The sequence below is a fragment of the Paraburkholderia sp. CI3 genome (assembly GCF_050436505.1).
Taxonomy (GTDB): Bacteria; Pseudomonadota; Gammaproteobacteria; order Burkholderiales; family Burkholderiaceae; genus Paraburkholderia; species Paraburkholderia tuberum.
Window position 1 is genome coordinate 1,803,274 of the sequence record NZ_JBNDMI010000004.1, and the last position, 22,406, is coordinate 1,825,679.

Sequence of the window (22,406 nt, forward strand, 5' to 3'; positions counted from 1 at the left end):
CTCAGGACTATTCATGGCTCACTCCAGCACCTCCAGCGGTAACGCAGCGGGCAGCCGGTTCGCGCCGGGGCGCGCCCGCGACATCGTGTGCCTCGGCCGGCTGGCCGTCGATCTGTACGCGCAGCAGGTCGGCGCACGGCTCGAAGACGTGTCGAGCTTCGCGAAGTATCTCGGCGGCTCGTCGGCGAACATCGCGTTCGGCTGCGCGCGGCTCGGGCTTGCCGCGGCCATGCTGGCGCGCGTCGGCAACGATCACATGGGGCGCTTCCTGACGGAGACGCTCACGAAGGAAGGCTGCGACGTGAGTCACGTGCGCATCGATCACGATCGGCTGACCGCGCTCGTGCTGCTCGGCCTGAAGGACCGTGACACCTTTCCGCTGATCTTCTACCGCGAGAACTGCGCGGACATGGCGGTCGACGAGGCCGACTTCGACGAGGCGTTCATCGCGTCATCGAAAGCGCTGCTGATCACCGGCACGCATTTCTCGACCGAGCAGGTCAATCGCACGAGCCGTCGCGCGCTCGACTACGCGCGCCGCAACGACGTGCGCACCGTGCTCGACATCGACTACCGCCCGGTGCTGTGGGGACTCACGGGCAAGGCCGACGGCGAGACGCGTTTCGTGGCGAGCGAAGGCGTCAGCGCGCATTTGCAGCGGATTCTGCCGCTGTTCGATCTGGTGATCGGCACCGAGGAAGAGTTTCGCATCGCCGGCGGCAAGACCGACCTCGCCGACGCGCTCGCGATGGTGCGCGCGGTGACGCCGGCCACGCTCGTGCTGAAACGCGGGCCGCTCGGCTGTCAGATCATCGACGGCGAGGTGCCTGCATCGCTCGACGATGCGCCGATTCATGGCGGCGTCGAAGTCGAAGTGCTGAACGTGCTCGGCGCGGGCGACGCGTTCGCTTCCGGCTTCCTGTCCGGCTGGCTGCGCGATCAGCCGCTCGACGCCTGCGCGCGCGCCGCGAATGCGAGCGGCGCGCTGGTCGTGTCTCGGCACGGCTGCGCCCCGGCGATGCCGACATCGGCCGAACTCGACTACTTCCTGCGCGAAGCGCAGGCCGATCCGCAACGCATGCGCCGCCCCGATCGCGATGCGAAGCTCGCAAGACTGCATCGCGTGTCGCCGGCACGCAAGGCGTGGCACGAGGTGCTCGGCTTCGCTTTCGATCATCGCAACCCGTTCTTCGAACTCGCGCAGCAGACCGGTGCCGACGAAGCGCGAATTGCCCGGTTGAAGGGCTTGTTCGTCGAAGCGGTCGCGCAAACCGAACGTGCATTGAACTTGCAGGGACGCATCGGCGTACTGATCGACGACCGCTATGGTCAGGACGCGCTGAATGCCGCGACCGGTCGCGGCTGGTGGATCGGCCGCCCGGTCGAACTGCCCGGCTCCGTGCCGCTCGTGTTCGACCATGGTCGTTCGATCGGCACCACGTTGATCGCGTGGCCGCAGGAACATGTCGTGAAATGCCTCGTGCAGTTTCATCCCGACGAGCCGATCGAGCAGCGGCTCGAACAGGAGGCGCAACTGCGCGCGCTGTATGACGCGACCCAGGCAAGCGGCCACGAACTGCTGCTCGAAGTGATTCCTCCGAAGCATGTGTCGCTGCCGCAGGGACCGGACATCGTATATCGCGCGTTGAAGCGCCTGTACAACCTCGGCATCTACCCCGAGTGGTGGAAGCTCGAACCGATGGACGCCGCGCAATGGCAGGCCATCGACGCGCTGATCGCCGGGCGCGATCCGTATTGCCGTGGCGTCGTGCTGCTCGGTTTGTCGGCGGCGGTCGAGCAATTGAGCGAGGGCTTTCGCGCGGCCGCGCAAGCGGCGACGTGCCGCGGCTTCACGGTCGGCCGCACGATCTTTCACGAACCGAGCCATGCGTGGCTCGCCGGTGAAATTGGCGACGACGAACTGATCGCGCGCGTGCGCCTCACGTTCGAAACGCTGATCGCCGCGTGGCGCGGTGCGCGCGGCGAACCGGCGGCGCATGGCACACCTCATCACGCTCATCAGGAGCAGGCAGCATGAACGAGCGCATCATGCATGACGACACCCCGTCCGCCAGCGGCGCGACGCAAGCGCACGCGCCTGCGCGCAACGGCGGCACGATTCGCCTGACGATGGCGCAGGCGCTCGTGCGCTATCTGGCCGCGCAACGCGTCGCCAGCGAAGACGGCACCAACGTCGAACCGCTGTTCGGCGGCGTGTTCGCGATTTTCGGTCACGGCAACGTCGCGGGCATCGGCGAGGCGCTGTATCAGCATCGCGACGCGCTGCCGACGTTGCGCGCGCACAACGAGCAGGCGATGGCGCACAGTGCGATCGCCTACGCGAAGGCGCACTTTCGCCGCCGCATGATGGCCGTGACGACGTCGATCGGCCCAGGCGCCACCAATCTGCTGACCGCGGCCGCGCTCGCGCACGTGAACCGTTTGCCGGTGCTGCTGTTGCCCGGCGACATCTTCGTGTCGCGCGCGCCCGATCCGGTCTTGCAGCAGGTCGAGGATTTCAACGATGGCGGCGTCTCCGCGAACGACGCGTTCAAGCCGCTGTCGCGCTACTTCGACCGCATCGTGCATCCTGCGCAATTGCTGAGCGCGCTGCCGCGCGCGATCCGCGTGCTCACCGATGCCGCGTTGTGCGGCCCCGTCACGCTGGCGCTGCCGCAGGACGTGCAGGCGCAGGCGTGGGACTTCCCGGAGGACTTTTTCACGCCGCGTGTCGTGCGCTTTCACGCACCCGCGCCGCGTAGCGACGATATCGACGCCGCGTGCGCGCGCTTGCGGCACGCGAAGCGTCCGTTGATCGTCGCGGGCGGCGGCGTGCTGTACAGCCGCGCGGCCGATGCGCTGCACCGCTTCGCGAGCGCGCATGGTGTGCCGGTCGCGGAAACGCAGGCCGGCAAAAGCTCGCTCGCGTGGAACGATCCGCTGAATGCAGGCGCGCTCGGGGTGACCGGCTCAGCGGCTGCCAACGCGCTTGCGCATGACGCCGACTGCGTGCTCGCGCTCGGCACGCGGCTGCAAGACTTCACGACCGGCTCGAACACGCTGTTCACGCAAGCCGACGTGATCGCGATCAACGCGAACGGATTCGACGCGCTCAAGCATCGCGGCTTCGTCGTCGAAGCCGATGTGAAACTCGCGCTCGCTGCGCTAACGGGGCCGCTGCATGGCTGGCACGCCGAGCGCAGTTGGACCGCGCGCGCACACAAGCTCGCGGCGAGCTGGCGCGACACCGTGCAAACGCTCACCCATGCGCCGCAACGCGACGCGGTACTGCCCTATGAGGGCGACGTGATCGGCGCGGTGCAGCGTTCGAGCGCGCACTCGCCGACCGACGACATCGTCGTCTGCGCGGCCGGCACGCTGCCCGCCGATCTGCACAAGCTATGGCGCGCGGGCCGGCCCGGCGCGTATCACGTCGAATACGGCTATTCGTGCATGGGCTACGAGATCGCGGGCGGCCTCGGCGTCAAGCTCGCGCGGCCCGAGCGCGAGGTGATCGTGATTCTCGGCGACGGCAGCTATCTGATGATGAACAGCGAGATCGCGAGCTCGGTGATGCTCGGCGCGAAGCTGATCGTCGTCGTGCTCGACAACCGCGGCTTCGGCTGCATCAATCGACTGCAACAGGCTTGCGGTGGCGCACCGTTCAACAATCTGCTCGACGATTGCGTGCACGCACCGGAAGGCGTGCCGCGCATCGACTTCGCCGCGCATGCGCGCGCGCTCGGCGCGCAAGCCGAGCATGCGCGCAATCTCGCCGAGCTCGAAGCGGCACTGCAACGCGCGCGCGCGGCGCGAGGCACGTACGTGATCAGCATCGACACCGACCCGGCTCGCACCACCGAAGACGGTGGCTGGTGGTGGGAAGTCGCGGTGCCCGAAGTGTCGACGCGCACCGAGGTGCGCGAGGCCCGCGCGAAGTACGACGCGCAGCTCGCCGCGCGCGCGGCGCCGCCCGCGACGCCTGCGCCGTCACAGGGCGCCGATCACGACTGAGAACCATGAGGACTCCGGCATGACTGCTTTCGACGTACGCATCGGCATCAACCCGCTGTCGTGGATGAACGACGACCTGCCGTCGCTCGGCGGCGAGACGCCGCTCGAAGTCGCGCTGACCGAGGGTCGCCAGATTGGCTATCAGGGCTTCGAACTCGGCAACAAGTTTCCTCGCGAGCCGCAAGCGCTGAAAACGCTGCTCGCGCAATACGACCTCGCGCTCGTGTCCGGCTGGTACTCGGGACAACTGGCCAGGCGCAGCGTCGCCGAAGAAATCGACGCGGTCGGCCCGCATCTGGAGTTGCTCGCGCAGAACGGCGCGACCGTGATGGTGTATGGCGAAGTCGCCGATTCGATCCAGGGCGCGCCGCGCCCGCTGTATCAACGGCCGCGCTTTTTCGGCGACGCGCAATGGGCCGGCTACGCGGCACGCGTCGATGAATTCGCGCGTTATACGCTGAGTCGCGGCGTGCGGCTCGCCTATCATCATCATATGGGCGCGTACGTCGAAACGCCTGCCGACGTCGATCAGTTGATGGCGCGCACAGGCGACGCGGTCGGCCTGCTGTTCGACGCCGGGCACATCACGTTGGCGGGCGGCGATCCGTTGGCCGTGCTCGACAAACACATCGCGCGCGTTTGCCACGTGCACTGCAAGGACGTGCGCCCCGCCGTGATGAAGCTCGCACGCAATCGCAACTGGAGTTTTCTCGATGCGGTGATCGCCGGTGCGTTCACGGTGCCCGGCGACGGCGCGGTCGATTTTCCGGCGCTGATCGACCGGTTGAAGCGGCACGGTTATTGCGGCTGGCTCGTCGTCGAGGCGGAGCAGGACCCGGTGGTCGCGCCGCCGTTCGACTATGCGCAGAAGGGATATGGAACTTTGCGGGCGCTCGTCGATGCGCCGCTCGGCAAGGAGGCAGCATGAGCTTATTAGTGAAGGCAGAGCGCGAAGGCCAGACGATCGCGCGCGTGACGCCGCAGTCGGCCTGCTGGCGCTATGTGGGATTCGCCGCGTACCGGCTCGGCGCGAACGAACTCGTCTACGTGTTCGAGCCGGCGCGCGAAGCGTGCATCGTCGTGCTCAGCGGCGCGGTCGATATCGAAACGCCGGGCACGACGTGGAGCTCGCTCGGTTCACGCGACAGCGTGTTCGAAGACGCGGCGCCGTACGCGGTGTATTTGCCGCCGAAGGTGCGCGCGACGGTGCGCGCATGCCGCGACGCGGAGATCGGTGTCGCGAGCGCGCCGGCCAAGGGCGAGTATCCGGCGCGGCTGATCGAGCCGGCGTCGATGAAGCGCTCGACGCGCGGTAAGTCGCTGAATACGCGTTACGTGTGCGACATTCTTCCGCACACCGAGCCGGCGGAATCGCTGCTGGTGGTCGAAGTGAGAACGCCGGGCGGGCACGCGTCGAGCTACCCGCCGCACAAGCACGACACCGACAATATCCCGCTCGAAAGCTCGCTCGAAGAAACCTATTACCACCGGCTCGATCCGCCGCAAGGCTTCGCATTCCAACGCGTGTACACCGACTCACGCGATATCGACGAATCGATGGCCGTCGAGGATCACGACGTCGTCATGGTGCCGCGCGGCTATCACCCGGTGATCGTGCCGTACGGCTACGACTCGTATTATCTGAACGTGATGGCGGGCAGCCGGCGGGTCTGGCATTTCCATAACGATCCGGCGCACGCATGGATCATCAACAAGGATGCTTGACTAACTTGTCCGTAGTTTGTCCGTAGTCGCGCGTCAGCCAACCCCGAGCCATTCGCGCATCACGTCGTCGCGCGACATAAACGACGCCAGCGCGCCGTCGAACACGATCTCGCCGTGCCCCATCACCGCGACGCGGCACGCGATGTCCCGCGCGATCACGAGCCTCTGCTCGATCAGCAACATCGCGACGCCACGCTCGCGCAGCGTGTGCAGACAGGCGGCGACCTGCTGCATCACGAGACTCGCGAGCCCTTCGCCGGGCTCGTCGATCAACAGCAGATCGGGATCTCCGAGCAGCGCCCGCGCGAGCGCGAGCATCTGTTGCTCGCCGCCCGACAGCGCGCCGGCGCGCGTGCGCTTGCGCCCGGCGAGCACCGGGAACAGCGCGTACGCGTCGTCGAGCGTGAAGCGCGGCGCGCGGCCGCGCGCACGCGATGCGGCAGCCGGCGCAATGCCGAGCAGCAGGTTTTCATGCACGCTCAGCGCGGCGAACACGTCGCGATGCTCGGCCACATAGCCGAGCCCGAGCCGCGCGATCTCGAACGTGCGCCGACCGGCGAGCGAACGCCCCGCGAAACGCAGTTCGCCCTCGCAGCGCACGAGGCCCATGATCGCGCGTGCGAGCGTCGAGCGGCCCGAACCGTTGCGGCCGACCAGCGCGACCACTTCGCCGGGCTCGATGCTCAGCGTGACGCCGTGCAACGCCTGGCTCGCGCCATACCACGCATTCAGGTCGCAAATGTCGAGCAGCGCGCTCATCGGCCTGCTCCATGGTCCGGTTCATCACCCGCCCGCGCGCCTGAGCCGACGTCGAAGCGTTCACCCAGATACGCGGCCCGTACCGCCGCGTCGGCGCGAATCGCGGCCGGCGATCCACTTGCGATGATGCGCCCTTGCACCAGCACCGAAATGCGATCGGCGATCGCGAACACCGCATCCATATCGTGCTCGACCATCAGCAGCGTGCGGCCGGCGGTGGTGTGGCGGATCAGCTCGATCGCGCGTGCCGCTTCCGCGCGGTTCATGCCCGCCGTCGGTTCGTCGAGCAGCAGCGTGTGCGCGCCGCCCGCGAGCGCGATGCCGAGGTCGAGCGCGCGCTGCTCCGCGTAGCTGAGCGTGCCGGCCGCGACGTCGCGGCGCGCGCCGAGGCCGACCGCGTCGAGCACGTCGGCCGCGCGCACATCGACCGCGGCCGTGCCGGTCAGACGCTGCCACCAGCGCGTGCGATCGCGTTCGGCAAGCTGCGCCGCGCAGCGCAGGTTGTCGAACACGGACAGCCGCGCGAACACGCTGGTGCTCTGAAAGCTGCGCGCGAGGCCACGGCGCGCGATCGCGGCCGGCGCGAGCCGCGTGATGTCCGCGCCGAACAGGTGGATACGCCCCGCGCTCGGCCGCGCGCCGCCCCCGATCAGGTTGAACAGCGTGGACTTGCCCGCGCCGTTCGGGCCGATCAGCGCGTGCCGCTCGCCTGGCTCGATCGCGAGATCGACGCCGCGCAGGATTTGCGTCGAGCCGAAACGTTTTTCGATGCCGTAGAGCGCGAGTGCGGGGATCATCGTGCGGCTCCGGGGAATCGTGCCGCGCGTGCGTGGCCCGTGATGCGCGCATGCGCGCGCAGCGCATGGCGCGTGGTCAGCGCAGCCAGAGCGGCGAGCGCAACGAGCGCCAGCGCAAGAGGAAGCGGCGACAGCGGCGGCGCGACGGTGACTTCGGTACCCGCGCCAGCGCCCGCACCTGCCCCGGCGCCGAACCATGCGCCGAACAACCCACCTGAAACCGCACCTTCGTCCGCGCCGAACTGCGCCGCATAGGCCCACTGCACCGCGAACACGATGGCCGCGAGCCACAGCACCCCCGCCGCCGCGCTCCAGCAATACGCGGCGCGGCAACGTCGCCAGCCGTTGGCGGCAATCCGCGCCGTCTGCCGCGGGGCAAAGCCGGCGAGCCCATCCGGCGCGGCCAGCACGACGACGACGAAAAACAGCCCGAGATAGAACAGCCACGCCCGCGTGACACTGGCGACCACCACGCTGAAAAACGTCAGCACGATCGCCCCCGCGACCGGCCCGAAGAACGCCGCCGTGCCCCCGATCACGGTCGCGATCAGCACCGCGCCCGAGCGCATCATGCCGACGCTCTCAGTCGATACGAGTTCGATATTGATCAGCCCGAGCGTGCCCGCGACGCCCGCGAAAAACGCCGACAGCACGATCACGCCATAGCGAATCCGCCGCGGATAGCAGCCGATCGCCGCCGCCCGCGCCGGGTTGTCGCGCACAGCGTTCGCGAGCCGCATGAACGGTGTGCGCGACAGCGCGAACATCGCGACACTGGCGACGACGCTCCACAGCGCGATCAGCGCATAGGCCTCGCGCGCCGGACCGAAGCTCCAGCCGCCGAGGGCTGGCCCGCTCGCGCGATCGATCGCGACGCCCGCCTCACCGCCGAACCAGCCCGGCAGCGTCCACGCGGCCGCGACGACGAGCTCGCCGAGACCGAGCGTGATCATCGCGAATGCGGTGCCGGCACGACGCGTCGCGATGAAGCCGAACAGCACGCCGCACAGCGCGCCGCCGATGCCGCCGACCAACGGCAGCAGCACGAGCGGCATGCCGCCCGCGTTGAACACCCGCGCGGCGATCAACGCGCCGAGCCCCGCATAAGCGGCGTGCCCGAACGACAGCAGCCCGGTCCCGCCGAGCAGCAGGTTGTACGACAGCGCGAACACGATCATCGTCGCGCTTTGCGCGAGATAGCCGAGCAGCCAGCTGTGCGGCCAGATGAAAGGCGGTACGGCCAGAAAGGCAACGAGCGCGAGCCACGGCGCGAGCGCACGGCCGCCCCCGCGAGGCGGCGCCTCGCTTTCCAGCGCGTCTGACGACCCGCCCCGCTTACGCATGATCGTCTCGCCGTCCGAACAGCCCGCGCGGCCTCGTCGCCAGCACCGCGACGAGCAGCAGGTACGGCAGCAGCGGCGCGAGTTGCGCGAGCGTCAGCGCGTCCCATTTGGGCGGCAGAACAGCGCCGGCGAGCGACACCACGTCGCCCAACGACAGATCGCTCGCGACCGCCAGCGTTTGCAGGCACCCCACCAGCAGCGACCCGACGAGCGCCCCGCTCAGCGACCCGAGCCCGCCGATCACGACCACGACGAACACGATCGAGCCGAGCGACTCCGCCATCGCCGGCTCGATGACGAACAGCGGCGCGCCGATCACGCCGGCCAGCGCGGCGAGCGCGGTACCGGCCGCGAACACGCCGGTGAACACGCGCGGCACGTCGTGCCCGAGCGCTTCGACGGCCTGCGCATGCGTGAGCGCGGCGCGCACGATCAAGCCCGTCTTCGACACGCGCAGCATCGCGACGAGCGCCGCGAGCATCGCGAGCGACACCGCCATCATGAACGCGCGGTAGCGCGTGAAGACCGCGCCGTACAGCGAGAACAGCGGACCGTCGAGCACCGCCGGAATCCTCGCCGACAGCGGACCGAGCCCCCAGCCGAGCTTGACGAGTTCGCCGAGCAGATAGGCGGCGCCGAACGTCAGCAGCAGTTCGGGCAGATGCCCGTGCCCGCGCACGCGCCGCAGCAGCCAGCGTTCGAGCGCCGCGCCGAGCAGACCGACGAGGAGCGGCGCAACCACCAGCGCGCTCCAGAAGCCGGCGCGCGCCGCCACCGAAAAGCCGACGTACGCGCCGAGCATATAGAAGCTCGCATGCGCGAAGTTGAGCACGCCGAGCATGCTGAAGATCAGCGTCAGCCCGGCCGACAGCATGAACAGCAACAGCCCGTAGCTCAGGCCGTTGAGCAGAGTGATGATGAACGACTGCACGCGTCTAGTCCGCCGGCCCGACGACGCACAACGGTTCGAGCGCCGCGCGCAGCTCGGCGGGCAGGTTCACGGGATGACGCGTCGCGCGATCCACGTAGACGTGCACGAAATGCCCTTGCGCGGCGGGTTCGGCGTCGCCATCACGAAATAGCCCCACCTCGTAGCGCACGCTCGACGTGCCGAGCCGCGCGACGCGCAAGCCCGCGTCGATGCGATCGGGAAACACGAGCGGCGCGAAGTAGTTGCACTGCGTCTCGACGACCAGCCCGATCGTCGTGCCGTGCTCGAAATCGAGTACGCGCGCGCGGATCAGATACTCGTTCACGACGGTGTCGAAATAGCTGTAGTAGACGACGTTGTTCACGTGGCCGTAGACGTCGTTGTCCATCCAGCGCGTGGTGATCGGCAGGAAATGCGGATACGCGGCGCGGCCGGCGGGGGCGGGTTTGTTCATCGGACGTGGCGGTTGGTGGAGGCGAGGATCACAGCGACTCGGTCAGCATGCGGCGATAGTCGTCGCCGCTCGCCTCGCGCGGATTCGTGCGATGACAATGGTCGACCAGCGCGCCCTGCACGACCTTGTCGAACATGCTTTCGTCGACGCCCATCTGCCTGAGGCCGGTCGGCAGTCCAAGCCGCGCCGTCATGTCGAACAGCGCCTGCGCGAGATCCGCATGCTCGGGCACCCCCATCACGCGACGCATGCGCGCATAGCGACGCTCGGCCACCACGCTCGGCGCGCGCTCGTTGAAGCGCAGCACCGCGGGCAGCACGACCGCGTTCAGCGTGCCGTGATGCAGCGACGTGCGGCCGTTCACCTTCAGGCCGCCCAGCGGATGCGACAGCGAGTGCACACAGCCGAGGCCCTTCTGGAACGCCATCCCGCCCTGCATCGACGCGCTCATCATGTTCAGGCGCGCCTCGCGATCGCGGCCGTCCGCGCACGCGCGCTCGATGCTGTGCCACGCGCGTTCGAGGCCGTCGAGCGCGATACCGTCGGCGGGCGGATTGAAGGCCGGCGCGAGGAAGGTCTCGATGCAATGCGCGATCGCGTCCATGCCGGTCGCGGCGGTCAGCCCCGGCGGCAGGCCGAGCGTGAGACCGGGATCGCACAGCGCCGATTTCGGCAGCAGATTCCACGAGTGAAAGCCGAGCTTGCGGCCGTCGTTCAGGATCACGATCGCGCCGCGCGCGACTTCGCTGCCAGTGCCGGCCGTGGTCGGAATCGCGATCAGCGGCGCGACGGCGTCGGTGATCTTCGCGCTGCCGCCTTCGATCGTCGCGTACTGCGTGAGCGGCCCCGGATGCGTGGCCGCGATCGCGACGCCCTTCGCGAGATCGATCGACGAACCGCCGCCCACCGCGATCAGCCCGTCGCAGCGCTCGTCGCGATACACCTGGGCGGCCGCGAGCACCATTTCCTCGGTCGGGTTCGACGGCGTGTCGTCGAACAGCGGCACGTCGCCGAGCTTCAGCGCGTCGAGTGCCTGCCGCGCAATGCCGGCCGCGACGACGCCCTTGTCGCTGATCACCAGAGGCCGCTCGATGCCGATGCGCGTGCACTCGGACGACAGTTGCGACAGTGCGTCGTAGCCCAGATGAATATGGGTCAGGTAGTAGATGTAGGCCATGCCGTTTTCTCCCTGAGCGTGCGCTCATTGACCGCCGATTGACGTGGATGATCGGTTCGGTGATGCGTCGATGGATGTGCCGAGTCGTGTGGTGTCGCGTGCGTTGTGGGCTCTCTCCATGTTGGCTGTGATTTCTGCGTCGTCTGTGTGCTGGCCAATGTTGCGGCTCGATGGGCCGAACGCCTCACTGCCCCGGCCGCTCGACGAATTCGAACGGCAACCCGCGTCGCCGCATCCATTCGCCGAGCGCCTGGCCGGTGCCCGCGCGCCACGGCCGCAGCTTCGCGGGCTCGACGAGCCGGTATTCGAGCAGCTCGGGCGACAGCGCGATCGTCCCATGCGCCTTCACGTGATACGCGATGATCAGCTCGTTCTTGCGAATGAATTCGTACACGCCGATCAGCTCGACCGACCCGGCGTGCAGCGAGGTCTCCTCCATCACTTCGCGCGCGATGCCCTGCTCCGGCGTCTCGCCGTTTTCGAGGAAGCCGGTGATCAGCGCGAACATGCCTTCGGGCCACGCGGCATTGCGCGCGAGCAGAATCTTGCCCTCGTACTCGACGATCGCCGCGACGACCGGCAGCGGGTTATTCCAATGGACGTAGCCGCACTCGGTATCGGGACAGCTCTGACGGACGCGGCCGCCCTCGTGGTCGGGGTCGGCGCGTTCGGTCAGGGGTTTCGCGCAGCGGGGACAGAATCGGTACTCGGTCATGGCGGGGGACGTCTCTTTGTTTCGTGTTTTCTGGCGGGGCGTAGTTGGGTGGCTTTGCGCGTGTGCCGAGTGGTGCATCGAGGCGCCGTTGGTAACTCGGGTTCCAGCAACCTCACGCGTCTTCCATCACGCGACGCACAGCTCACGCACGTCGGCGGCGAAACGCTCGACCGTGTCGGGCTGCGTGTCCCACGCGCACATCAGCCGGCAACCGCCCGCGCCGATGAACTCGTAGAACTTCCAGCCGCGCGCGCGCATCGCCTTCGCGGCATGCGGCGGCAACTGCGCGAACACCGCGTTCGATTCGCTCGCAAACATGATGCTCACGCCGGGGATTTCCTGCAACCGCGTCTCCAGCAGACGCGCCATCGCGTTCGCGTGACGCGCATTGCGCAGCCATACGTCGTTGTCGAGCAGGCCGAGCCACGGCGCGGAGATGAAGCGCATCTTCGATGCGAGCTGTCCCGCCTGCTTCAGCCGATAGGCGAAATCGTCGGCGAGCGCGCGGTCGAAGAACACCACCGCCTCGCCGACCGGCAAGCCGTTCTTGGTGCCGCCGAAACACAGCACGTCGACGCCCGCGCGCCATGTGATTTCCGACGGATGCACGTCGAGTGCGGCGACCGCGTTCGCGAAGCGCGCGCCGTCCATGTGCACCTTCAGATGACGACGCTTCGCGATCGCCGCGATGGCGCGCACTTCCTCGACGCTGTAGACGGTGCCGACCTCGGTCGACTGCGTCAGCGTGACGATCTTGGGTTTCGGATAGTGGATATCGGCGCGCCGCGTGATGATGGACTCGATCGCATCGGGCGTGAGCTTGCCGGCGATGCCCGGCGCCGTCAGCAGTTTCGAGCCGCCCGAAAAGAACTCGGGGCCGCCGCACTCGTCGGTCTCGATGTGCGCGAGTTCGTGGCAAATCACCGAGTGGTACGACTGGCACAGCGACGCGAGCGCGAGCGAATTGGCCGCCGTGCCGTTGAACACGAAGAACACTTCGCAATCGGTCTGAAACAGGTCGCGCAGACGGTCGCAGACCTGGTTGGTCCAGGAGTCGTCGCCGTAGGCCGGCTCGTGGCCGCTGTTGTTGGCGGCGATCAGCGCGTCGAGCGCTTCGGGACAGATGCCGGCGTAGTTGTCGGACGCGAAATGTTGCATGGTCGAGCGACGCGCCCTGCGACAGGCGCGAGGGAATGACGGAAAGCGGTCATTTTAGTGCGCCCGTGCGAGATTTGTTTTCGCGTCTTAGCTGCAACCGCAATCCGGCATGCGGCCACGGCGCGGGCCACGCGGCACGCGCGTCACTGCGATCAGGCCCGCCGCCCCCGCCAGTAGCGCGCCTGCGGCGAGCCACAGCGCCAGCGAAAACGACCCCGTGTGCGCGGCAATCGGCGCGGCCACCAACGGACCCGCGATCTGACCGATGCCATAGGCCGCCGTCGCATAACCCATCAGCCCGGCCGCGTCGTCGCCGCGCAGACGCCGCGCCTCGCGCATCGCGAATAGCGTGATCGCGGTGAACGGCAGGCCGATCAGGATGCTGCCGAGCGAGAACCCGCCCGCCGTCGGCCATACGATGCCCAGCGCGATGCCGAGCGCCTGCAGCAGATACGAGCCCGCGAGCAGCGCGCGGTTGTCCCAATGCACGGGCAAACGCGCGGCGAGCAATGCGCCGACGATCAGCGCCGCACCTAACATCGGCCAGAACAGGTCCGGCCACGCCGAGCCCGGCAACGCGTGGCGCGCGATGACCGGCAGAAAGGTCGCGGTGATGATGTAGCCGAAGCCCGGTATACCGTAGAGCAGAACCAGCCAGAACGCGTCGGCGCGGTGGACGGCATGGCTCGTCTGAATGCCGGCCGTACGAGGCGGCTGGTTTGCGCCGGCGCGCGATCCGGTGGCGGGCTTTGCGGTTGCGGAGCTTGCAGCGGCAGGCTTCGCTGTTCCCGCACGCCGCGCTTCGCCAAACACCGGCCACACCAGCACCGACAGCACCGCGCCGATCGCCGCAAAGCCGATCCATCCGACCACCGCGCCATAGCCACCCGCGATGCTGACCAGCAAGCCGGTGCCGACGATGCCCACGCCCGGCCCCGTATAGATGACGCCGCTCCACGCCTGCGCGCCCAGTTCGGCGAGCCGCCGCAAGCCCCACTGCGACGCGAACACGAAGGTCCATGCGCTGACCGCGCCGGCGACGAAGCGCACCAGCGCCCACGCCCAGAACTGGCCAGTGACGCCCATCGCGAGCGTCAGCAGCACGGTCGCGGCGAGTCCGACGCGCACCATGCGCGCGGGCTCGACCCGCAGCGCCGCGCACGTCATCGCGCCGGCGAAATAGCCGGCGTAATTGAACGACGCGAGCCAGCCGCCATGCTGGATATCGATCTGCGGCTGGCCGAGCGCGGCGCCGTGCAGCATCAGCGGCAGCAGCGGCGTGAATGCGAAGCGCCCGATACCGAGCGCGACGGCCAGCGTGACCATGCAGGCGAGCGCCGCGCGCCGGGCGGCGTGCGGCTCGTGGAAGCGCGGGTGCGCGTGGGAAGCAAGATCGTTCATGATCGGACGGTCAAACGGCGATGGTATGAATTCATACTAGCTTGACCTTTGAATCACGAAAAATGAATAATTAGAATGTTATTCATCGCCAGGAGAGAATCATGGATCTGGCCGCTCTGACCATTTTTCGCGCGGTCGTGCGCGAAAACGGCGTGACGCGCGCCGCGGCGAAGCTCAATCGCGTGCAATCGAACGTGACCACGCGCATCAAGCAGCTCGAGGAGCAGCTCGGCACCGAGCTTTTCATCCGCGACGGCCGCCGCCTCGTGCTGACGCCGGCCGGCGAGACGCTGCTGCCCTACGCGGAACGGCTGCTCGCGCTCGCCGACGAGGCGCGGCACGCGCTGCGCGAGGATCGTCCGAGCGGGCGTCTGCGTCTCGGCACGATGGAAAGCGTCGCGGCGACGCGTCTGCCGGGCCTGCTCGCGCAATATCACCAGCAATGGCCGGCCGTCGAACTGGAATTGGAGACGGGCACGACCGGCAGGCTGATCGAGCGGGTGCGCGAGTTCGAGGTCGATGCGGCGCTGATCGCGACGCCGCTCGATCCGGCCACGCTCGGCGATCTGTTCGAGACCGTGCCGATCTTCCGCGAGGAACTCGTGATGCTGACGCCGCGCGGTCATCGGCCGATCCGCGAAGTGCGCGACATCGCACTATCGACGCTGATCGCGTTCGAGCGGGGCTGCGCGTATCGCGCGTATATCGAGAAGTGGTATCTGGAGCACGGCACGCGGCCGCAACGGGTGCTGGAGCTCGGCTCGTATCACGCGATCGTCGCGTGCGTGGCGGCCGGCGCGGGCGTCGCGGTCGCACCGCGCTCGGTGCTCGATCTGGCGACCGACACGAGCAATATCGCGGTGCACGAATTGCCCGATATCGGCATGATCGATACGCTGCTGGTGTGGCGACGCGGGCATTTTTCGGCGGCGCTCAATGCGCTGCGACGCACGCTGGTGGCGTCGCAGGAAGGGGCGGCCGAGGTGGATGCGGTGGCGTCCGCGGATGCGAATGTGGTCTGATCGTCGAATCCGCCCCGGCAACAAGGTTCGACGCAACCCGGTCGGCTTCAGCAAAAGCGAAGGGGGCCACGCAACGCGCCGAACCTGCTGGCGCACCGCGTGGCCCCTTCGTCGAACCCGGCTCGACTTCGCGTCGAGCCGGACTCAACCGACCATCAGAATCAAAGCTGCCCTTCGACCCAGCCCTTGACGCCCGCGAGCGCCGCCGGCAGGTTGGCCGGCTCGGTACCGCCGGCCTGCGCCATGTCCGGACGGCCGCCGCCCTTGCCGCCCACCTGCTGGGCCACGAAGTTGACCAGTTCGCCCGCCTTGACCTTCTTGCTGGCGTCGGCGGTCACACCCGCGATCAGGCTGACCTTGCCGCCTTCCACCGACGCGAGCACGATCGCCGCGCTCTTCAGCTTGTCCTTGAGCTTGTCGACCGTTTCGCGCAGCGTCTTCACGTCCGCGCCTTCGAGCGTCGCCGCGAGCACATGCACGCCGCCGATTTCGATCGCCTGGCCCGCCAGTTCGTCGCCCTGGCTCGACGCCATCTTCGACTTCAGCGCGCCCAGTTCCTTCTCGAGCGCCTTCACCTGGTCTTGCACCTGGCCGATGCGCTGCGTGAGTTCCGCCGGTTGTGCCTTCAGCACGGCCGCGGCCGCGTTGACGCGCGCTTCGAGCTCCTGCACGTAGCGCACCGCGTTGTCGCCGGTGATCGCTTCGACGCGACGGATACCGGCCGCGACGCCACCTTCCATCACGATCTTGAAGAAACCGATGTCGCCCGAGCGATTCACGTGCGTACCGCCGCACAGCTCACGCGAGAAGCCGAGGTCGAGCACGCGCACTTCGTCGCCGTACTTTTCGCCGAACAGCGCCATTGCGCCGCCCTTCACCGCCTCGTCGTACGACATCACACGCACGATGCCGGGCGCGTTCGCCAGCACTTCGGCGTTGACGATTTCCTCGACGCGGCGGATCTGCTCGTCCGTCATCGGCGCGTTGTGGGCGAAGTCGAAGCGGGTCTTGTCGGCGTCGACGAGGGAGCCCTTCTGCTGCACGTGCGAACCGAGCACTTCGCGCAGCGCCTTGTGCATCAGGTGCGTGGCCGAGTGGTTGCGCGCCGTGCGGGCGCGGCGCACCGCGTCGATTTCGGCCTTGACGATGTCGCCGAGCTTCAGCGTGCCCTGCTCGAGCGTGCCGTGGTGGCCGACCACGTCGGCCTGAACCTTCAGCGTATCGACGACCGCAAAGCGCGTGCTGGCGTTGGCGAGCACGCCCTGATCGCCGACCTGGCCGCCCGACTCGGCGTAGAACGGCGTGTGATCGAGCACGACGACCGCCTGCTGGCCGGCCTGCGCCTGCTGCACCGACGCGCCATCGACGTACAGCGCGACGACCTTCGCGTCGTCGAAGACGATTTCTTCGTAGCCGTGGAAGGTGGTCTTCGCACCCGAGTATTCGAGACCCTGCGCCATCTTGAACTTGCCCGCCGCGCGAGCCTGCTCGCGCTGACGCGCCATCGCGTCGTCGAACGCGGATTCGTCGACCGTCACTTCGCGCTCGCGGCAGACGTCCGCGGTCAGGTCGAGCGGGAAGCCGTAGGTGTCGTGCAGCTTGAACGCGAGTTCGCCGTCGAGCGTCTTGCCGCTGGTTTTGCCACCTGCGGCGTCGAGATCGGCCAATGCGGCCTCGAGAATCGACATGCCGTGCTCGATCGTCTCGAAGAAGCGCTCTTCTTCCTGACGCAGCACGTCGGTCACGCGCTGCTCGGCCTGCTTCAGTTCAGGGTAAGCGTCGCCCATCTGCGCGACGAGGTCGGCGACGAGGCGATGGAAGAACGAACCCTTCTTGCCGAGCTTGTAGCCGTGGCGGATCGCGCGGCGCACGATACGGCGCAGCACGTAGCCGCGGCCTTCGTTGCCCGGAATCACGCCGTCGACGATCAGGAACGAGCACGCGCGGATGTGATCGGCGATCACCTTCAGCGAGTTGTTGCCCAGATCGGCCACGCCGGTTTCGCGGCCAGCGGCTTGAATGAGCGCCTGGAACAGGTCGATCTCGTAGTTGCTGTGCACGTGCTGCAGCACCGCGGCGATGCGCTCGAGGCCCATGCCGGTGTCCACGCATTGCTTCGGCAGCGGCGTCATGTTGCCCTGCGCGTCGCGGTTGAACTGCATGAACACGAGGTTCCAGATTTCGATGTAGCGGTCGCCGTCTTCGTCGGGCGATCCCGGCGGCCCGCCCCACACGTCCGGGCCGTGGTCGTAGAAGATTTCCGAGCACGGGCCGCACGGGCCGGTGTCGGCCATCTGCCAGAAGTTGTCTGATGCGTAGCGCGCGCCCTTGTTGTCGCCGATGCGGACGATGCGCTCGACCGGCACGCCCACTTCCTTCGCCCAGATGTCGTGCGCTTCGTCGTCTTCCTGGTAGACGGTGACCCAGAGCTTGTCTTTGGGCAGCTGGTAGACGCCGGTCAGCAGTTCCCACGCGTAGTGGATCGCGTCGCGCTTGAAGTAGTCGCCGAACGAGAAGTTGCCGAGCATCTCGAAGAACGTGTGGTGACGCGCGGTGTAGCCGACGTTCTCGAGATCGTTGTGCTTGCCGCCGGCGCGCACGCTGCGCTGCGCTGTCGTGGCCCGCGAATACGGACGCGATTCCGCGCCGAGGAACACATCTTTGAACTGCACCATCCCCGAATTGGTGAAGAGCAGTGTCGGGTCGTTGCCGGGCACGAGGCTCGACGAACGGACGATCGTATGGCCCTTCGATTCGAAGAACTTGAGGAATTTCTCGCGGATTTCAGCGGCTTTCATAGCGGGCGGGGGACGGTCCTGACGGTTCCTGACGGAGACTGGCGGTCGGTGGGATGCGCCAACTGTCTGTTTCTTTAAACGACTGATTATACGGGATCGGCAAGCGCGCGCGGCGCTGCGCGCCGCCTGGTTGGCGCTCGCTTGTCCGCTCGTCCGATCCGCGCCATGACGTTCGGCTGACTGCGCCCGCGAGCGCGAATCGCTTAAGATGACTTCCGCGAAACTTCGCGCGAAATAACGCATGGCAGCTCGCCGCGCGGCCTGCAACCATCAGGAGACATTCAGGAACATGGGCGCTCTCAGTCACATCCGCGTGCTGGATCTCACCCGCGTGCTCGCCGGTCCATGGTGCGCGCAGACGCTCGCTGATTTCGGCGCCGACGTCATCAAGATCGAACGCCCCGAGGTCGGCGACGACACGCGCCACTGGGGGCCTCCCTATCTGAAAACGCCGGACGGCGCGGACACGCGCGAGGCCGCCTACTATCTCGCGGCGAACCGCAACAAGCGCTCGGTCACGCTCGACATCGCGTCGCCCGAGGGTCAGCGGATCGTGCGCGAACTGGCCGCGCAAAGCGACGTCGTGCTCGAGAACTACAAGGTCGGCCAGTTGAAGAAGTACGGCCTCGACTATGAATCGCTCAAAGAGGTCAAGCCCGACCTGATCTACTGCTCGGTCACGGGCTTCGGGCAGACCGGCCCATATGCGCAGCGCGCCGGTTACGACTTCATCGTGCAGGGGATCGGCGGCTTCATGAGCATCACCGGCGAGCGCGATGGTCAGCCGGGCGGCGGCCCGCAGAAGGCCGGCGTCGCGATCGCCGACCTGATGACCGGCATGTACTCGACGATCGCGGTGCTGACCGCGCTCACGCACCGCGACCGCACCGGCGTTGGCCAATACATCGACATGGCGCTGCTCGACGTGCAGGTCGCGATGCTCGCCAACATGAACTCGAACTACCTCGCGAGCGGCCAGCCGCCGGCGCGCTGGGGCAATGCGCATCCGAACATCGTGCCCTACCAGACCTTCCAGACCAGCGACGGATGGATCATTGTCGCGGTCGGCAATGACGGACAGTTCCGCAAGTTCGTCGAAGTGGGCGGCCGCCCGGAACTCGCCGACGACGAGCGTTTCGCAACCAACCCCGCGCGCGTGCGCAACCGCGAACTGCTCGTGCCGATGCTCGCGGACATGGTCCGCCTGCAGGGCAAGCAGCAATGGATCGCGGCGCTCGAAGCGGCCGGCGTGCCGTGCGGGCCGATCAACAACCTCGACGAAGTGTTCGACAACGAGCAGGTGGTCGCGCGCGGTCTGCAGGTCGATCTGCCGCATCCGTCGGGCGGCACGGTCAAGCTCGTGCGCAATCCGATCACCATGACCGGCACGCCGCCGCAGGCGCTGAGCCATCCGCCGCTGCTCGGCGAGCATACCGAGCGGGTGCTGAGCGACGTGCTCGGATACGACGCGCAGACGATTGCCGAGTTGAAGCGCAAAGCGGTGATCTGATCGAGCAGGCGGCGAGACTCAGCGCATCGCCGTTAGCGAAGCCAGCCAGCCCCGCCCCTCGTCCCAATCGTCGAGACCGCTGTCGGCGTTGATGTGGCCGCGCGCGCCGATCCCGATCCAGCGGCTGCCCCACGCGTTCGCGCAGGTTTGTGAAAACGGCACGCCGCCATAAGGATCGTCGCTGCTCGCCACCACGATCGTCGCAAACGGCAGGCGGGTGAGCGGCACCGGCGCAAAGCCGCCCGCGTCCCTCGGGAAGTGCGCTTCGTCCGGATCGGGCACGGCGACCAGCAACGCGCCGGCCACCTTCGCGAGCTGCGCCGCGCTTGCGTACTGCGAGGCCCAGAACGCCGTGGTCAGGCAGCCGAGGCTGTGAGCGGCGAACACGACCGGCGCGTCCACGGCGTCAAGCGCGGCGGCCAGCGTACGGCACCAGGCGTCGCGCGAAGGGTGGTCCCAGTCCGGCATCTGCACGCGGACGACCGCGGGATCGAGCGCTTCCCAGCGCGTTTGCCAGTGGCCTGGGCCGGAGTCCAGATAGCCCGGCAGTACGAGTGTGGTTGGTTGGTGTTCGCTCATCGTGCTTCCCCGTGTTCGGCTTATCGCCCGCTCGCGGGATAGCGCGGCGGGCCGTCTACCGTATCACGCGTGCCACGCCGCCACCACGGGGATCGCTCGCGGGCTCGGGTGTCGTGCCGTCCACGCGGATCATCTGCACGTCGCCGTTGAACGACTGCTGCTCGACCGTAAAGCCGAGCGCCTTCAATTGCGTGGCGAGCTCATCCGGCGCGGGACGGTACGGCTCGAAGTAGATCGTCTTTGGCGGCAGCAGTTGATGATGGAAACGCATCGCGGCGAGCGCGTCCGTCGGTGACATGTCGAAGTCGTACAGATTCGTCATCACCTGGAAGATCGTCGTCAGGATGCGAGAGCCGCCGGGCGTGCCGATCGCTAGCGCGATCTTGCCGTCCTTCAGCAGCAGCGTGGGCGTCATCGACGAAATCGGGCGGCGGCCCGGCGCGATCGCATCCGGCTCGGCATCGGCGGCGCCGGGTGTCGACGCCGCGCCCGTCGCGCCAGCGACGGCTGGCTTGATCACGAAATCGTCCATCGCATCGTTCAGCAGGAACCCGCCGCCGTCCACCACGACGCCCGAGCCGAAATCGCCGTTCAGCGTGTAGGTGTTCGACACCGCGTTGCCCCATTTGTCGACCACCGAGAAATGCGTGGTTTGCGCCTTCTCCGTCGCCGCGCCGCCGTCGACACCGGGTTTCACCGTCGCGGCGGCCGGCGCTTCATCGGCTTTGACTTCGGCCGCGCGCTGCGCGAGGTAGGCGTCGTCGATCAGCTTCGCGACCGGCACCGGCGATGCGTCCGGGTCGCCGATATGGCGCTGCCGGTCCGCGAACACGCGATCCTCGATCTGCGCGATCAGATGGATGTACGGCGCTGAATTCAACGCAAGGCCGTCGAACGCCGGCTGCAGATCGGCCCGCATCTTCAGCATCTGGATCAGTCCGAGGCCGCCCGAGCTCGGCGGCGGCGCGGTGATCACGCGGTAGCCGTGCCAGTCGGCCGCGAGCGGCTCGCGCCACAGAGCCTTGTACTGGCTCAGATCCTGGCTCGTGATCAGGCCATGGCCGTACATCTGCGCGGCGATCATTTGAGCGGTGCGGCCCTCGTAAAACTCGCGGCCGCCGTCGCTCGCGATCCGTCCCAGCGTCTGCGCGAGTTCCGGTTGGCGCAGCATCGCGCCCGCCTTCAGGTTCGCGAAGTAGGCGTCGAAATTGGTTTTGCCGGCGAAACTCTTGGCGGCCGCGTCGCGTCGCTGCTGCAGCCGCGGGTCGACCTGGAAGCCGTCGGTCGCGTAATGGATCGCGGGCGCGAGCACCTGCTTCCATTTGAGCTTGCCGAAGCGCCGCTGCGCTTCCCACATGCCATCGACAGTGCCCGGCACGGCCGCCGCGCGATGCCCGACCGTGCTCATGCCCGGCGCCACGTTGCCCTTGTCGTCGAGGTACATGTCGCGGGTCGCCTGCTGCGGCGCGCGCTCGCGATAGTCGAGAAAATACGGCTTGCCGTCGACCAGCAGCGTCATGAAACCGCCGCCGCCGAGGTTGCCCGCATCGGGCCGCGTGACGGCGAGCGTGAAGGCCATCGCGACCGCGGCATCGACCGCGTTGCCGCCTGCGGCGAAGATCTGCTGCGCGGTGTCAGCGCTGTAGCTATCCGGCGCGGCGACTGCCGACGCATCGAGCGCCGGCTTCGGCCCCGGTGTTTTCGCGGCGGCGGACAGCGGCGCGGCCACGTTCACGGCAAGCGCGGCAAACCAGGCCGAAGCGAGCACACGACGGTTACGGCAAGAAAATCGGGCGCTAGCCAAAGCGCGGGCAAAGGGCGCGCGAAACGCGCCGTGCGTCGGGACAGACATCCGAGAAAACTCCGGCAACGAGGCGAGCATGGCGCACGAGCAGCGGAGCCTCGTGCAGGAAGATGAAGGACAGCGTGGACGGCTCGGGCAAGCCCGCCCCGCGCGAAGGCCCAGCACAGGCGCGCGGGCCGCGCAGCAGCGCATCCTAAGTCGGCGCGTCGCGCGTCGCCA

18 protein-coding genes are annotated in these 22,406 nt (G+C 67.8%); 6 read left to right on the plus strand and 12 right to left on the minus strand.

Annotation, left to right across the window (positions count from 1 at the left end):
• The first annotated feature begins 13 nt into the window (after window positions 1–13).
• The 4 genes from OKW29_RS29635 to iolB are packed head-to-tail and all read left to right on the plus strand — an operon-like array spanning window position 14 to window position 5,739.
• Window positions 14–2,038 (plus strand): bifunctional 5-dehydro-2-deoxygluconokinase/5-dehydro-2-deoxyphosphogluconate aldolase, encoded by a 2,025-nt coding sequence (locus tag OKW29_RS29635; protein ID WP_429293579.1) that lies wholly within the window; start codon window positions 14–16, stop codon window positions 2,036–2,038.
• Complete coding sequence (iolD, locus tag OKW29_RS29640) at window positions 2,035–4,014, plus strand: 3D-(3,5/4)-trihydroxycyclohexane-1,2-dione acylhydrolase (decyclizing) (RefSeq protein ID WP_429293580.1); 1,980 nt, start codon at window positions 2,035–2,037, stop codon at window positions 4,012–4,014. Before OKW29_RS29635 ends, iolD begins: the two co-directional genes overlap by 4 nt.
• A 19-nt stretch (window positions 4,015–4,033) precedes the next feature.
• Window positions 4,034–4,942 carry a myo-inosose-2 dehydratase gene (iolE, locus tag OKW29_RS29645; protein ID WP_429293581.1) on the plus strand — a complete coding sequence of 303 codons (909 nt, stop codon included), beginning with the start codon at window positions 4,034–4,036 and terminating at the stop codon, window positions 4,940–4,942.
• On the plus strand, window positions 4,939–5,739 hold the full coding sequence (gene iolB / locus OKW29_RS29650) for a 5-deoxy-glucuronate isomerase (RefSeq protein ID WP_429293582.1): 801 nt from the start codon (window positions 4,939–4,941) through the stop codon (window positions 5,737–5,739). Before iolE ends, iolB begins: the two co-directional genes overlap by 4 nt.
• 33 nt (window positions 5,740–5,772) lie before the next feature.
• Here the strand turns inward: iolB and OKW29_RS29655 are convergent, their stop codons facing one another.
• The 9 genes from OKW29_RS29655 to OKW29_RS29695 all read right to left on the minus strand — a co-directional run bounded on the left by OKW29_RS29655 (window position 5,773) and on the right by OKW29_RS29695 (window position 14,474).
• Window positions 5,773–6,498 carry an ABC transporter ATP-binding protein gene (locus tag OKW29_RS29655; RefSeq protein ID WP_429293583.1) on the minus strand — a complete coding sequence of 242 codons (726 nt, stop codon included), beginning with the start codon at window positions 6,496–6,498 and terminating at the stop codon, window positions 5,773–5,775.
• Window positions 6,495–7,295, minus strand: a complete 801-nt coding sequence (locus OKW29_RS29660; RefSeq protein ID WP_429293584.1) for an ABC transporter ATP-binding protein — start codon at window positions 7,293–7,295, stop codon at window positions 6,495–6,497. The genes OKW29_RS29655 and OKW29_RS29660 overlap by 4 nt, the downstream gene beginning before the upstream one ends.
• Window positions 7,292–8,638, minus strand: a complete 1,347-nt coding sequence (locus tag OKW29_RS29665) for a branched-chain amino acid ABC transporter permease (RefSeq protein WP_429293585.1) — start codon at window positions 8,636–8,638, stop codon at window positions 7,292–7,294. The genes OKW29_RS29660 and OKW29_RS29665 overlap by 4 nt, the downstream gene beginning before the upstream one ends.
• On the minus strand, window positions 8,631–9,569 hold the full coding sequence (locus OKW29_RS29670; RefSeq protein WP_429293586.1) for a branched-chain amino acid ABC transporter permease: 939 nt from the start codon (window positions 9,567–9,569) through the stop codon (window positions 8,631–8,633). Before OKW29_RS29670 ends, OKW29_RS29665 begins: the two co-directional genes overlap by 8 nt.
• A 4-nt stretch (window positions 9,570–9,573) precedes the next feature.
• Window positions 9,574–10,023, minus strand: coding sequence for an acyl-CoA thioesterase (locus OKW29_RS29675; RefSeq protein ID WP_429293587.1), 450 nt, complete (start codon window positions 10,021–10,023; stop codon window positions 9,574–9,576).
• Between the two features lie 28 nt (window positions 10,024–10,051).
• Window positions 10,052–11,200 carry an iron-containing alcohol dehydrogenase gene (locus OKW29_RS29680; protein ID WP_429293588.1) on the minus strand — a complete coding sequence of 383 codons (1,149 nt, stop codon included), beginning with the start codon at window positions 11,198–11,200 and terminating at the stop codon, window positions 10,052–10,054.
• A gap of 184 nt (window positions 11,201–11,384) precedes the next feature.
• Window positions 11,385–11,915, minus strand: a complete 531-nt coding sequence (locus OKW29_RS29685) for an NUDIX domain-containing protein (RefSeq protein ID WP_090801064.1) — start codon at window positions 11,913–11,915, stop codon at window positions 11,385–11,387.
• Window positions 11,916–12,041: 126 nt separating this feature from the next.
• Window positions 12,042–13,073 (minus strand): threonine aldolase family protein, encoded by a 1,032-nt coding sequence (locus tag OKW29_RS29690; RefSeq protein WP_187628026.1) that lies wholly within the window; start codon window positions 13,071–13,073, stop codon window positions 12,042–12,044.
• A gap of 87 nt (window positions 13,074–13,160) precedes the next feature.
• Window positions 13,161–14,474 (minus strand): YbfB/YjiJ family MFS transporter, encoded by a 1,314-nt coding sequence (locus OKW29_RS29695; RefSeq protein WP_429293589.1) that lies wholly within the window; start codon window positions 14,472–14,474, stop codon window positions 13,161–13,163.
• Between the two features lie 101 nt (window positions 14,475–14,575).
• Between OKW29_RS29695 and OKW29_RS29700 the strand changes: the two genes are divergently transcribed.
• A complete protein-coding gene (locus OKW29_RS29700; RefSeq protein WP_429293590.1) occupies window positions 14,576–15,496 on the plus strand; it encodes a LysR family transcriptional regulator in 921 nt (306 codons plus the stop codon).
• Window positions 15,497–15,657: 161 nt separating this feature from the next.
• Here OKW29_RS29700 and alaS read toward each other — a convergent pair whose 3' ends face one another.
• Entirely contained in the window at window positions 15,658–18,294 is a 2,637-nt protein-coding gene (alaS, locus tag OKW29_RS29705) for an alanine--tRNA ligase (protein ID WP_429293591.1), read from the minus strand.
• Window positions 18,295–18,583: 289 nt separating this feature from the next.
• Between alaS and OKW29_RS29710 the strand changes: the two genes are divergently transcribed.
• Entirely contained in the window at window positions 18,584–19,804 is a 1,221-nt protein-coding gene (locus tag OKW29_RS29710) for a CaiB/BaiF CoA transferase family protein (protein WP_429293592.1), read from the plus strand.
• An 18-nt stretch (window positions 19,805–19,822) separates the two neighbouring features.
• Here the strand turns inward: OKW29_RS29710 and OKW29_RS29715 are convergent, their stop codons facing one another.
• Together OKW29_RS29715 and ggt are read right to left on the minus strand one after the other, a co-directional pair.
• Window positions 19,823–20,383, minus strand: a complete 561-nt coding sequence (locus OKW29_RS29715) for an RBBP9/YdeN family alpha/beta hydrolase (RefSeq protein WP_184061461.1) — start codon at window positions 20,381–20,383, stop codon at window positions 19,823–19,825.
• Between the two features lie 55 nt (window positions 20,384–20,438).
• Window positions 20,439–22,235, minus strand: a complete 1,797-nt coding sequence (gene ggt / locus OKW29_RS29720) for a gamma-glutamyltransferase (protein WP_429293593.1) — start codon at window positions 22,233–22,235, stop codon at window positions 20,439–20,441.
• Between the last annotated feature and the right edge of the window lie 171 nt (window positions 22,236–22,406).